Raw genomic sequence first — 13,623 nt, forward strand, 5'->3', positions numbered from 1 at the left:
ATAAGCAGCCTGAATTGCCAATACGGTGGGCAGCAGCGAAAAACCGATAATTAAACGGTAATTCATTATAGCCCTAATCTAACTGATAATAATTATTAAAAGCTTATCATGTCAGTTTTTGCTATACTGATACCCGAATTTTCCGCAATTTTATCCCCACCGAAAATGAATCATTACAACCGTTTCCCCATCAGCAACCATATGCAGACAGGCACATCAGTATTTGTCGTTTTACCGATGGTTTAGAGTTGAAATATGCCGAACTGCAGACACTATCCCAGATAGAATCAGAAGTCCGCTTCGACCCCGACCTGCGCCTGATTTTCACGCTTGAAGGCACTACCCACCTGCAATTAGGTAAGCGTGAGGTTTTCCTTCATGCTTCGGATTCCCAAGCTGCGGTATTGCTACCGGTCAACCAGCCGACAGACGGCCGCAAAATTTTCTACAGCGGGCGACAAAATGAATTGGTTTTGTTTTGCAGCAGTCAGCTGCTGGCACAAATGTGCTGTCCGCCCGAAGTTTTGCGCCTGTTTCGCAGCAGTCATCTCGAGCCCCATTATTTTCACCCGACTACCTCTATACAGATGCATTTAAACAATCTGTTATCCGTATCTGAAAAGCCGGAAATCTGGCAAAACTTCTACCGCCACGGTCAAATGCTGCTGATGGGCAAAGTTTTGCAAACGCTGTTTCCCGTCATTCCAAGCGATGAAACTGTAGCCCGCAAACGTCTGCAAAAACTCATCACCCTTCTGCACGATCCGCAGCATTTTAATTAAAATATCGAAACGTTTGCCCGCCTGTGCAATACCAATCCGACCACCCTGCAACGGGATTTTCAGACAACTTTCCACACCAGCATTGCGCGTTATCATTGCGAATACTGCCTCATCAAGCGCGCAGCGCACTCAAACAGGCGCAAACCGTTTATCAGGCCGCGCAACTGGCAGGCTATGATAATCCCGAATGCTTCAGCAAAGCGTTTAAGAAACAGTTCGGCAGCAATCCGAGTGAATACAGGATGAAAGCAGTCTGAAAAATACAACTCAACAAAACCAACAACAAAGGCCGTCTGAACAATATTTTTCAGACGGCCTTCCCACCTTGGTTCCCTACTTACAAACCGGCACCGCAGCCGGATAAATCGACACTTGCGTTTGCGTCAGCCTGAATAAATCTTCCAACTGCCGTTGCGCTTGTGCAGTAGCATTTTTCAAAATATCAGCTTTACACGCGCTGGTGAGTACCTGCCGGCGCGCCTGCTCTTGCACGGTTTTAAACACCGTTTTATCCATCGGCAGGATATTCAGCGAACCGGTTTGTATATCGTAAACTTCAATGTCTTCCAGATCCACACTGAGGATTTCCACTTCCGGCAGGCTGATAATAACTTTTTCATCAATGATGTTCACATCGTCGGCGGTGATTTTATCTAAATCGACTCCAGCCAGCACTTTGCCACGCACGATAAACAAACCGCTTTGCGCGTCCTGCCATAATTTGCGCCAGTCGCCTTTTTTTTCTGTGCGGATGATGGTATCGATATATAAAATGCCGTGCTTTCCAAGCGGTTGAGCTGCTTGATTTGCGTCAACACACCTTCACGCGATAATACTTCAGCCTGCTCTTGGGCAACGCGTTCATGATAAAACCAACCACTTAACGCCGCAGCTGCAACCAACAACAGCACCAGCAGCCAGCGAAAAAATACCTTCATCGCTTCAACCTTAAAAAACTCTTAATGAATCAAACCCAAATATGGTTGCTCTGGGTGAAATTTCAATAATAAAGGCCGTCTGAAAACCTAATTTTACGTTTCAGACGGCCTCGTTTTATAATTTAAAAATTACCATAAGGTAATAAAATTACCTATATTACCAAATTTGCTTTTCGGTACAGTTGGGACTACAATCGACTACGTTTTCACACACAGGCCACACCATGACCATTACCGAATTGCGCCGCCACAATCTGCGGCTATGGATTAACCGGCACTGCGGCGGCCAGCAAGCCCGATTGGTTGCGGCAACCGGCATTAATCAGGGCGAACTCTCCGCTTTATTGAAAAACAAATCCTTCGGCGAGAAAAAAGCCCGAAAAATAGAGCGCGATGCCGCCATGCCCGAAATGTGGCTCGACACCGTACACACACCCACCCCATCCGATTCTAAAGAGAGCAAAACCATGAATATTGCCACCATTCCAGAAATTTTAGCCGATATCAAAGCCGGAAAGATGGTCATCATCACCGATGCCGAAGACCGTGAAAACGAAGGCGACCTACTGATGGCCGCACAATTTGTTACGCCCGAAGCCATCAACTTTATGATTAAACACGCCCGCGGCTTGGTTTGTCTGCCGATGGCCGAAGAAATGGTCGAAAAACTGGGCTTGCCGATGATGACGCAGAAAAACGGCGCACAATACGGCACCAACTTTACCGTATCCATTGAAGCAGCCAACGGCATCGCCACCGGCATCTCTGCCGCCGACCGCGCCTTAACCATTCAAACTGCCGTATCATCTACCGCCAAACCCGAAGACATCGTACAGCCCGGCCATATTTTCCCCTTGCGTGCGCAAAAAGGCGGCGTATTGGCGCGCACCGGCCATACCGAAGCCGGCGTCGATTTGGCGCAGATGTGCGGCCTGATTCCGGCGGCGGTAATCTGTGAAATCATCAACGACGACGGCACCATGGCGCGCATGCCGGAATTGATGAAATTCGCCGAAGAACACGGCCTGAAAATCGGCACCATTACCGACTTAATCGAATACCGCAGCCGCACCGAAAGCCTGTTGGAAGAAATGGGCGACTCACCGGTGAATACCCCTTGGGGTACATTCCAACAACATGTTTACGTCGATAAATTAACCGGCGAAACCCATTTGGCTTTGGTAAAAGGCACCCCTACCGCACAAAATGAAACCTTAGTGCGCGTGCATGAACCATTCAGCGCGATGGATTTCATTTTACCGAATCCGCGCCACTCCTGGTCGCTGCCACAAGCCCTAACCCGTATTCAAAAAGCCGAAAGCGGCGTAGTGATTTTGATGCACCGCACGGAAGACGGTGCATCGCTGCTCGACCGCACCCTGCCGAAGGGCGCGAACCAAGCCTTTAAATGGGACAGCAAAAGTTACGGCATCGGCGCGCAAATCTTGGCCAACCTTAATGTCAACAAACTGCGCGTATTGGGCAAGCCGTCCGCCTTCACCGGCTTAACGGGCTTTGGCTTGGAAGTGGTCGGTTTTGAAGAAGCTGAAAGCCGGTAATTGAATGGTCTTTATTGGGGCCGTATGAAACCCACTATTTCAGACGGCCTCAATTTTTTCTTGCGCCCTACGGCAAATCTTTTATACTGATGAAGCAATCCATCGATTTTCAATAACAGAGGAGACAATCATGCCGAATATCCAACATCAAGCCGAATCGCAAAAATTTTTCTTATTGGCCGATGATGAAATTATCGGAGAATTGGATTACCGTACGCTTAACAATACGCTCGACATCACCCATACCCGCATCGAACCACAACACCGCGGCAAAGGTTTGGCACGCCATTTGGTGAATGCCGCCATTCGGGAAGCCGAGAAAAACAGCTTGAATTTGACTGCAAGCTGTGATTATGCCGAACAGATTTTGGCGCGCGAAGGCCGCTTGTCGCATTGATTTCATTTATTTTATTTTAAAGGCCGCCTGAAAAAATCATCTTTCAGACGGCCTTTGATCATTTATCACTTCTGCCAATAGGTTTTCACGTTCACAAATTCATACAAACCGAATTCCGACAACTCGCGCCCATAGCCTGACGCTTTTACCCCACCAAACGGCAAGCGCAGATCGCTGCTAGTGTGGCGGTTGATGAACACCGAACCGGCCTGAATATGTTCGGCATATTGCCATGCCTGCTCGGTATTACCCGAATAAATCGCCGCCCCCAAGCCAAAAGGCGAATCATTGGCCAATTCAACTGCATGCGCTTCGTTGTTTGCCCGTAAAATCATCGCCACCGGCCCAAACACCTCTTCATGATACACGCGGCAGGCCGGATTCACCCGATCTAAGACCGTAGCCGGATAAAACCAGCCTTTTCCTGCGGGCATCTCGCCGCCCATCAAGCAATCTGCACCATGTTCGATTGCATCGCGCACCTGCCCATGCACGGTATCGCGCAAATCTTCGCGGTGCAAAGGTGCAAGCGTGGTATCGGCATCTTTGGGGTGACAACTTTTCAGCTTGGCGCATTCTGCCAAAAATAATGGGATAAATTGATCGGCAACGGCTTCGACAACAATAATGCGCTTGGCCGCATTACACGATTGGCCTGCATCGCGAAAACGGGAATAACAGGCATCTTTTGCTGCTTGCGGCAAATCGGCATCAGGCATCACAATAAAAGCATTGCTGCCGCCCAGTTCCAATACGGTTTTCTTCAAATGCATACCGGCATGTGCAGCAAGGCGGCGGCCGGTGTGGGTCGAGCCGGTAAACGCCATGGCATCGGTGGCTTCAATGGCCTTCAGCGTATCTTCATGACTCAGCCACGCAGGTATCACCGGTAAATCTCCGCCGATAATATCAAACAAAGCGGCGGTCACACGGGCCACGCTGGGAGCAGGTTTCACCACGCAGGCATTGCCCGCGCATAAAGCCGGTATCGCAAAACGCAAAACCTGCCACACCGGATAATTCCACGGCATGACCGCCAACACCACACCCAAAGGCTCAAAGCGAACTTGGCTCAAACTCGCCTGTGTGGCAATGGTTTTGTGCGCCAGCAATTCCGGCGCCAGCCGTACATAATAGCGAATCAGCTCAACCGATTTTTTCAATTCTGCCTGACATTCATGCAAGCAGCGTCCGACTTCTTCGCACACCATTTCCGCCAAACACTCTTGCCTGTCGGCCAAACGCTCGGCAAACTTTTGCAGCAAAGCGGTACGTGTGGTTGCATTGAGTGCGGCAAACTGCTGTTGGTGTTGGCGAAGCTGGAAAAGCGCAGTTGAAAATTCATCCCACTTTTGTACATCGCGGCGATAAAGCATTTCGCCACTGGCAACGTCTATGCTGTGAAACAAGGTATGCTCCTTTGAGTGCATGTGTTTTTTATATGTAAACCGATATTATAACGAAGGCCATCTGAAATTGTTACTGTATAAAATGGCAGCAATATCGTTAAGAACACCGGATAAATAAAAGATAAAAGGCCGTCTGAATATTCAGACGGCCTTTTGAAGCCATTTGCTTATATGCTTTAAGCCGCCAATTGTGGAAATATTGCCTTCAACCCGGCCACAATAATTTCTACTGATACCGCCGCCAGCAGCATGCCCATAATCCGATTGAGAATACTTAAGCCGGTATCACCCAGCCACTTGCTCACTTTGGCCGATGCCATCAACACAATATAGCAAAACAGGCTAATCAAAAATCCGGCGGCAATGATACTGATCACGTCCCAATAATTTTGTGCGGCAGAGGCGTAAATAATCACGGTAGAAATACCGCCCGGACCAACCATCATCGGAATGGCAATCGGCACCACGGCAAATGACATTACATTATCTTTGGGCTTGGCTGTAATTGTAATCTCGCTGTCTTCGCTGGTACCCAAATCAGGCTTGGTCGGATTATCGTCGCCCTTCATCATTGAAATAGCAATCAGCAACACCAAAATACCACCGCCGACTTGGAACGAACCTACACTGATCCCCAGCAATTTCAAAATAAAACCGCCGCTGATCGCAAAAACCGAAATCACGATAAACACCGATAAAGTCGCTACTTTAGCGATTTTCCGTCGCTCGCGTGTGCTGTGGTTGCGGGTTAAATCCAGATAAATCGACAGCGCACCAAACGGATTAATCAATACCATAAAGGCAACGATTAGTTTGGTGATTTCAACACCCAGTTCCATAGATTATCCCTTTTGCGTGCCTGCTTTTGGCCGTGGCAGTTTTTGTTCGTTGGCAATGCTCATCAACAGCGCCAAAATGATCATAATGGAAATCGTCGCCGTGCCGCCGTAGCTCACTAAAGGTAACGGTACGCCCACTACCGGTAAAATACCGCTTACCATCCCCATATTGACAAAAGCATAGCAGAAAAAGGTCATGGTCAGCGCGCCGGCCAATGTACGGCTGTATAAAGTTTGTGCACGGCCGGCAATATATAAACCGCGTCCCAAAATCACCAAATACACCAGCAATAACAAGATATTGCCGATTAATCCAAATTCTTCGCCAAAAACGGCAAAAATAAAGTCGGTCGTGGCTTCCGGAATATAATCGAGATGCGTTTGTGTACCGTTGAGCCAGCCTTTACCCCACACACCGCCCGAGCCGATGGCAATCATCGATTGAATGATGTGGTAACCGGCACCCAGCGGATCTTTGGTCGGATCAAACAAAGTCAACACGCGCATTTTTTGATAATCATGCATGCCGTAATTCCACACCAGCGGCAAAACAGCCACAAATCCCACAATGGCGGCAAAAATCACTTTCCATGATAATCCGGCAAAATACACCACAAAAATGCCCGAAGCCATAATCAGCGTGGCCGTACCCAAATCGGGCTGTTTTAAAATCAAAGTTACCGGCACTGAGATTAAGCCCAATGCAGTCAGGTAATGCCACCAGTGCAATCGGCCTTCAAAGTGTTGGAAAAACCACGCCACCATCATCGGCAGACCTATTTTCATGATTTCAGACGGCTGAATCCGTATGCCGAGATCAAGCCAGCGGGTCGAACCGTTGACCGTCACACCGGCTACTTCGACACCGATTAGCAAGATGACACCCAACGCATAAATCGGCAACGCCCATTTGGCAATGGTTTTCGGCGGAATTTGTGCTACTACCCACAACAAAATAAAACCAATGACCGTGTGCAGCGTTTTATTTTCCAACTGGCCGAATTCTTGCCCGTCTGCGGAATAAAGTAAAAACAGGCTCATGATGTAAACGGCCGACATGGCAAAAAACAGCCAAGGATCAAGCGGCGCCCACACGGTTTGCTTGATTTTTTTCGCCCACCCGACGCTTTGATGTTCAGTCATGGTGCGCTTCCTTTGTCGGTTGTGGGTTTACAGATTGCGCATAGGCCGTCTGAAAAATCGAAGGGGGAACCGGCTTGGCTTTTTGAACGCCAACCGTTGCTTGTTTCACCCATGTTTCAGATTCAGGCGGAAACTGATTTTGCTTCATGTTCAGCATATAAAAATCGGTCAAGCTGCGTGCCAATGGTGCCGCGTTGGCGCCCCAACCACCGTTTTCCAGCAACACGGCAATGGCAATTTCCGGCTTATCCACCGGCGCGAACGAAATAAACCAGGCATGGTCACGGTGTTGTTCGCGCAAAGCAGCCGCATTATAGGATTTGCCCTGCTGGATTTGCACCACCTGCGCGGTACCGGTTTTACCGCCCATGGTGTATGACAAGCCCGCCCCGATACGATGCCCTGTACCGCCCGGTTTCAACACTTTTACCATCGCATTTTTGATGTATTCAAAATTATCGTGCTTAAATGGAATGGTTCGCTCGGCATTCGGATTGATTTTGGTGATTTCACGATTGTTGTAGTTCAAAACTTCTTTTACCAAATGCGGTCGGTAAACCACACCATCATTGGCCAGCGAAGCTGTTGCATGCGCCATCTGCAAAGGCGTATAGGCGTTATAACCTTGCCCCACACTCACCGATACCATTTCTCCCGGCAACCATTCGCGCGCCGATGGCGATTTAGCCTTGGCAAAACGTTTGGCTTTCCATTCGCGGCTCGGCAAAATGCCGCGGTATTCATTTGGTAAATCGATACCGGTTTGCGCACCTAAGCCAAACTCAGCCAGATAAGGATGCGTTTTATCAATGCCCAGTTCATAGCCTACGCGGTAAAAGAATGTATCCGATGAAACCTGAATCGCGCGGCTCAAATTCGCCGAACCATGACCGCTGCGCACAGCATCACGGAACAAATGCCTGCTCCCCGGAATACTCCAAGCCCCCGGTGCCGGCAATACCGTCGATTGCATCAACTTACCGCTTTCTAAAAAAGCCATGCCGATAAAAGGCTTAAAGGTAGAACCGGGCGGATACAAACCTTGCGTCACTCGGTTGATTAATGGGCGTTGCCAATCTTCATTTAGCAACTTCCATGTTTCCGTATCAATACCGTCAATAAATAAATTCGGGTCAAACGAAGGTTTCGACACAAACGCTAAAACATCACCATTTTGCGGATTAATCGCCACAATCGCACCACGCTTCCCGCCCAAAATGCGATCGGCTTCTAGCTGCATGCGGATATCCATACCCAAACGCAAAGTTTGCCCCATTTTAGCCGGAACATCTTTCAACACTTTGACGATATTGCCATAAGCATCTTTTTCTACTTCTTGATAGCCCGGCACACCATGAAGTTGGTGCTCATAATAATTTTCCAAGCCCGATTTACCGATATGGGTGCTGCCGCGATACAGCGCGGCCAACTCTTCCTCTTTGAGCTTTTCTTGATCCCGGTCACTGATGCGGCCGATATAGCCTAAGAAGTGTGAAGTTAATGCGCCATAAGGATAGGAACGGAAGGTGCGTGAATTGACTTCAACCCCTTTAAACTCATGCAAATGTACGGCTAGTTTGGCAGCTTCTTCATCGGTCAGCTTCAATTTGAGCGGGATATTTTCGTATTTTCGATAGCTTTCACGGTATTTTTTGAAACGTTGCAAATCTGTTTTGCTGATGTTGACATACTGTCTTAGGGCTTCGATTACATCATCCATCTTGCCTTCGATTTCGCTTGGAATCACTTCCAATGAAAAGACAGGATAATTCTTGGCCAACGGCACGCCGTTGACATCGACAATTTCACCGCGGATGGGCGGCTTAGGAATGATGGTAATGCGGTTGGTTGATGCACGGCCGGTAAAATCATCATGGCGGACTACCTGAAGGTAAACAAAGCGGGCCAGTAATATTGCAAAAAGAATCAAAATCAGCACAAAAGCCACCAACAGCCGCAAGATAGAATCTGATTGCGACGCATTGGCGGCTGTTGGTTTCGGTATAGATTTCACCGGTTCGGCGGACAAATTTCGTTTTAACATGACTTTATCGATGGGAACGGCTGAAATTGATCAGAATCAGCATCAATTGGCTGAACAAAGGCCAAAGCAGCGCACCGATAAACGGCGCAATGAAACTTTGCCAAGTAATGATTTGATGGTTTAAAAACAAACGCACAGCGACCAGCACGGCCTGATTACACAACAAAGCCGCCAACACCACCAAAATCTGCATCACATGGCCGTAAAGCATGATTTGGCGATGGTGGCTCAGCACTAAAAACACCATCAAGGTATAAGACAAAGCATGTAAGCCTAAAGAAGTAGCAGTGCCGATATCGACTAACAGCCCGACCACAAAAGCAACACCCATACCCACAGCTTGCGGCCGCTGCATGGTCCAGTACAGTAAGGTCAAAGCCGTCAATTCGGGCAGCCAGAAAAACACGTCAAAAGGAAACGGCATGAAATCCAGCAGCATGGTCACAATAAAGGTAACCACCACCATACTTAACGGCACGGCGTGGAAAGAATCGTCAAATTCGTTCATGAGATTAAGGTTCCGTCGGCGCATAAATATGTTGCGGTAAAACCAGTACAAAACGGCTGCCTTGCAACGCAGCAAAAGGGGTAAGCGTCGTATCGTAATAAGGCGCTCCCGAAGCGCGTACTACTTGGTTGACCGTAGCCACCGGAATACCGGCCGGATACACACTATCCAAACCTGAAGTTAATAAAATATCGTTAGGCTTTAAATCGGAGCCCGTCGGAAAATAACGCAAGTCCAATTTACTGCCGTTACCGTAAAGCAGGCTGCGCTGACCGGTACGCTCCACCACCACCGGTACAATAGTCTTACTGCCGGACAACAAACTGATTTCCGAGCTTTTCATTTGCACCTGTGTGACCTGACCGATTAAGCCTTCGGTATCGATGACCGCGTCACCGTTTTTCACACCGTCACTACTGCCTTTGTTGATAATCAGTTTTCCAGAAAGCGGATCTTTGCCATTGGAAATGACTTCCGCACCAATCACATCACTGATGCCACGTTGTTGCAGGCCATAAAGCTTTTTCAATTCGCTCAATTCACTCAAATTGACTTTATCACGCTGCAAACGGATTTTCAGACGACCATTTTCTTCCTGCAAAATACGGTTTTGCTCCAGAAGCTCGGCCTGAGATTGCGACAGATTGCCGACATATTGATAGAGACGTACAGGTTGATTGGCCAACCACTGTATCGGATACAAAATGGTCGCACCCACCTGACGGATGGATTGAACGGCAGCAAAATGGCTGTCGAGCATCATCAAAGCAATACCCAACACCACATAAACCGCCAGCTTAAATAATGGCTTACGACTGTTGTTGTCACCGTCGAACCGTAAAGAAGATTGTTTCATACCTATCCTTTACGGTTAAGGATTTTCAGCAAAAATGGCATCCCATTTGCCGATATAGTCCAAAGCCTTACCTGCACCGTAAGCAACACAATTCAAAGGTTCATCGGCAATACCTACCGGCAAACCGGTGGCATCGGCCAATAAAATATCGATGCCTTTGAGCAATGCGCCGCCCCCGGTCAGCATAATACCGCGATCGGCAATATCCCCCGCCAATTCAGGTGGTGCTTGCTCTAACGCCAAGCGGACGGCTCGGACAATTTGATTCAACGGCTCGCTCAATGCTTCGCGAACTTCATCTGTAGTAACAGCAATCGATTTCGGCGTACCTTGCGATAAATCACGGCCTTTCACGCGCACGGCACTCATGTCGTCATGGCCAAAGGCTGAGCCGATTTTCTTTTTCAACTCTTCCGCAGTCGCTTCACCAATCAGCACACCACGTTTACGGCGCACATAATGAACGATGCTTTCATCAAATGCATCACCACCGGCACGCACCGAATCCGAGTAAGCCATGCCACCAAGCGACAAAATACCGATTTCGGTCGTACCGCCGCCGATATCCACAATCATCGAACCAGCGGTTTCTTCAATCGGCAAACCTGCACCCAAAGCCGCTGCCATCGGTTCTTCAATCAAATGCACGCTGGATGCGCCTGCTGCAAATGCAGAATCACGAATCGCTTTGCGTTCTACCTGAGTCGAACCGCCCGGGACACAAATCACCACGCGTGGCGGCACCACCATGCGATTGCCGGTTGCTTTTTTAATCAACAAACCCAGCATCCGTTCAGTAATATTAAAATCGGCAATGACACCGTCTTTCATCGGGCGGATAATCTCAATATTACGCGGCGCACGACCCTGCATTTTTTTGGCTTCGGTGCCGACCGCCAAAATTTTGACTTTACCGTTGGCCTGACCGGTTTGTACCGCTACAATCGACGGCTCGTCCAATACGATACCACGGTCACGCACATAAATCAGTGTATTGGCCGTACCTAAGTCGATGGCAATATCATTTGACAGAAAACGGGATAAAAAACGAAACATGAAAATACCTGAAATCTCGGGCAACCGCCCTAGCGTGTTATTTTAAATAATCTTCTCAGAATACAGACACAGCAATTCAGACGGCCTGCTGTTATTACATAAATAAAACCAAGCCGTCCCAAAATCACCATGCCACCCTGATGGGTTTTCGGTTATAATTCTTCATTTTCATTTGAAGATGGGCGCAATGATACCCTATAAAGGTTAGATTTGCTATCAGACAAGGACATTTTATGGCTTTAACCTTAAACGATGTGGAAAAAATTGCCAAGCTTTCCCGTTTGCGTTTAACCAACGAAGAACAAACGCAAACCTTAAAGGAATTAAACGACATTTTCGCCATGGTTGAAAAAATGCAAAACGTGGATACCGATGGTGTTGATCCAATGGCACACCCGCATGAAGTCGCGCTGCGCCTACGTGAGGATCGCGTTACCGAAAGCGACCACGCTGCCGAATACCAAGCTGTTGCGCCTGAAGTGCGCAATCGTTTATACATTGTACCGCAAGTCATCGAAGAATAAATTTATTTTCAGACGGCCTGTATAAATTTCAAACGAAAGGCCGTCTGAAACACAAAATTCGGAAACCACCATGCCTCAATATACCTTAAAACAAGCCAGTAAATTACTGCAAACCAAGCAAATTTCTGCCTTCGAACTCGCGCAGGAATACCTTGCCGCCATCGATGTCAAAAACCCGGCCATCAACGGCTACATCACTTTGGATAAAGACTTAACCTTGGCTGAAGCCAAAGCCGCCGATGCCCGCATTGCCACGGGTAACGCCACCTCGCTGACCGGGGTGCCGATTGCATATAAGGATATTTTTGTGCAACAAGGCTGGCGTTCTGCCTGCTCGTCGAAAATGCTCGACAGCTTTGTTTCCCCTTACACCGCCACCGTGGTGCAAAACCTGCTCGATGAAGGTATGGTTACCTTAGGCCGCACCAACATGGACGAATTCGCCATGGGTTCGACCAATGAAACCTCATTCTACGGTGCCACGCACAACCCTTGGAATACCGCACACACACCAGGCGGCTCATCAGGCGGATCGGCAGCTGTTGTGGCCGCACGTTTGGCTCCTGCCGCGCTGGGTTCCGATACCGGTGGTTCCATCCGCCAACCCTCATCGCATTGCGGCATCACCGGCATCAAGCCGACTTACGGCGTGGTTTCCCGTTTCGGCATGGTGGCTTATGCGTCGAGCTTCGACCAAGCCGGCCCGATGGCGCAAACCGCCGAAGACTGTGCCTTTCTGCTCAATGCCATGGCCGGCTTTGACGAACGCGATTCCACCAGTTTGGGACGTGAAAAAGAAGATTACACCCGCGATTTGAACCAACCGCTAAAAGGCCTGAAAGTCGGCTTACCGAAAGAATATTTCGGCGAAGGCAACAGCGCCGATGTTCAGACGGCCTTGCAAAACACCATTGATTTATTAAAAGCACAAGGCGCGGAAATGATGGAAGTGAGCTTGCCGCAAACCGAACTTTCCATTCCGGCTTATTATGTGTTGACTTCCGCTGAAGCCAGCACCAACTTGTCACGCTACGACGGCGTACGCTACGGCCACCGTGCTGCCCAATTCGGCGATTTGGAAGAAATGTACAGCAACACCCGCGCCGAAGGTTTCGGCAGCGAAGTGAAGCGCCGCATCATGATCGGCACTTACGTTTTGAGCCACGGTTACTACGATGCCTATTACCTGAAAGCACAAAAACTGCGGCGCTTGGTAGCGAATGATTTTCAGACGGCCTTTGCCCAATGCGACATCATTCTCGCTCCAACCGCCCCGACCGCCGCACCGAAGATCGGTGCCAATGCCACACCTGTGGAAACCTATCTAAGCGACATTTACACCATCGCTGCCAACCTCGCCGGCCTCCCCGCCCTGACCCTGCCTGCAGGCTTCAGTTCAGACGCCCTGCCGATTGGCGTGCAATTGATTGGTAATTACTTTACCGAAACCAAAATTTTGGGGGTAGCTAATCAAATGCAGCAGAATAGTGATTGGCATACCAAATCGCCGGTGTGATTGTGATACAGACTGCCTGAAAACCTGAAAAGGCCGTCTGAAAAATTTCAGG

General features: G+C 48.8%; 13 protein-coding genes and 1 pseudogene. 6 read left to right on the forward strand and 8 right to left on the reverse strand.

The genetic code is table 11. From position 1 onward, the window contains the following. Positions 1–248: 248 nt before the first annotated feature. On the forward strand, positions 249–782 hold the full coding sequence (locus tag ACFPVS_RS06420; protein ID WP_096295020.1) for a hypothetical protein: 534 nt from the start codon (positions 249–251) through the stop codon (positions 780–782). Positions 783–805: 23 nt separating this feature from the next. After that, a complete protein-coding gene (locus ACFPVS_RS06425) occupies positions 806–1,039 on the forward strand; it encodes a helix-turn-helix domain-containing protein (protein ID WP_096295019.1) in 234 nt (77 codons plus the stop codon). 76 nt (positions 1,040–1,115) lie between these two features. On the opposite strand, the pseudogene ACFPVS_RS06430 reads toward ACFPVS_RS06425, so the two are convergent. Next, positions 1,116–1,720 (reverse strand): annotated as a pseudogene (locus ACFPVS_RS06430) (DUF4230 domain-containing protein). Between the two features lie 224 nt (positions 1,721–1,944). On the opposite strand from ACFPVS_RS06430, the gene ribBA reads away from it, so the two are divergent. Both ribBA and ACFPVS_RS06440 read left to right on the forward strand, forming a co-directional pair. Further along, positions 1,945–3,279, forward strand: a complete 1,335-nt coding sequence (gene ribBA / locus ACFPVS_RS06435; RefSeq protein WP_378595514.1) for a bifunctional 3,4-dihydroxy-2-butanone-4-phosphate synthase/GTP cyclohydrolase II — start codon at positions 1,945–1,947, stop codon at positions 3,277–3,279. Positions 3,280–3,355: 76 nt separating this feature from the next. Next, positions 3,356–3,676, forward strand: a complete 321-nt coding sequence (locus tag ACFPVS_RS06440) for a GNAT family N-acetyltransferase (protein ID WP_255419123.1) — start codon at positions 3,356–3,358, stop codon at positions 3,674–3,676. Between the two features lie 65 nt (positions 3,677–3,741). Here the strand turns inward: ACFPVS_RS06440 and ACFPVS_RS06445 are convergent, their stop codons facing one another. From ACFPVS_RS06445 to ACFPVS_RS06475, 7 genes are all read right to left on the reverse strand, one after another. Next, positions 3,742–5,085 carry an aldehyde dehydrogenase family protein gene (locus ACFPVS_RS06445; protein WP_123804238.1) on the reverse strand — a complete coding sequence of 448 codons (1,344 nt, stop codon included), beginning with the start codon at positions 5,083–5,085 and terminating at the stop codon, positions 3,742–3,744. A gap of 176 nt (positions 5,086–5,261) precedes the next feature. After that, positions 5,262–5,924 carry a MarC family protein gene (locus ACFPVS_RS06450; protein WP_096295015.1) on the reverse strand — a complete coding sequence of 221 codons (663 nt, stop codon included), beginning with the start codon at positions 5,922–5,924 and terminating at the stop codon, positions 5,262–5,264. 3 nt (positions 5,925–5,927) lie between these two features. Continuing rightward, positions 5,928–7,067: a rod shape-determining protein RodA gene (gene rodA / locus ACFPVS_RS06455; protein ID WP_096295014.1), complete on the reverse strand. Its 1,140-nt coding sequence runs from the start codon at positions 7,065–7,067 to the stop codon at positions 5,928–5,930. Next, the gene (gene mrdA, locus ACFPVS_RS06460; protein WP_378595515.1) at positions 7,060–9,111 is read right to left on the reverse strand and encodes a penicillin-binding protein 2; all 2,052 of its coding nucleotides are present in this window, start codon (positions 9,109–9,111) and stop codon (positions 7,060–7,062) included. Before mrdA ends, rodA begins: the two co-directional genes overlap by 8 nt. A 4-nt stretch (positions 9,112–9,115) precedes the next feature. After that, complete coding sequence (gene mreD, locus ACFPVS_RS06465; RefSeq protein ID WP_096295013.1) at positions 9,116–9,619, reverse strand: rod shape-determining protein MreD; 504 nt, start codon at positions 9,617–9,619, stop codon at positions 9,116–9,118. 4 nt (positions 9,620–9,623) lie between these two features. Continuing rightward, a complete protein-coding gene (mreC, locus tag ACFPVS_RS06470) occupies positions 9,624–10,475 on the reverse strand; it encodes a rod shape-determining protein MreC (protein WP_096295012.1) in 852 nt (283 codons plus the stop codon). Between the two features lie 15 nt (positions 10,476–10,490). Then, on the reverse strand, positions 10,491–11,531 hold the full coding sequence (locus ACFPVS_RS06475; protein ID WP_096295011.1) for a rod shape-determining protein: 1,041 nt from the start codon (positions 11,529–11,531) through the stop codon (positions 10,491–10,493). A 233-nt stretch (positions 11,532–11,764) separates the two neighbouring features. Here ACFPVS_RS06475 and gatC point away from each other — a divergent pair, with 233 nt between their 5' ends. Beyond that, positions 11,765–12,055, forward strand: coding sequence for an Asp-tRNA(Asn)/Glu-tRNA(Gln) amidotransferase subunit GatC (gatC, locus tag ACFPVS_RS06480; RefSeq protein ID WP_123804233.1), 291 nt, complete (start codon positions 11,765–11,767; stop codon positions 12,053–12,055). Positions 12,056–12,125: 70 nt separating this feature from the next. Continuing rightward, positions 12,126–13,571, forward strand: coding sequence for an Asp-tRNA(Asn)/Glu-tRNA(Gln) amidotransferase subunit GatA (gene gatA, locus ACFPVS_RS06485; RefSeq protein WP_378595516.1), 1,446 nt, complete (start codon positions 12,126–12,128; stop codon positions 13,569–13,571). The last annotated feature ends 52 nt before the right edge of the window (positions 13,572–13,623 follow it).

It is taken from the genome of Neisseria weixii, assembly GCF_042658245.1.
GTDB lineage: Bacteria > Pseudomonadota > Gammaproteobacteria > Burkholderiales > Neisseriaceae > Neisseria > Neisseria weixii.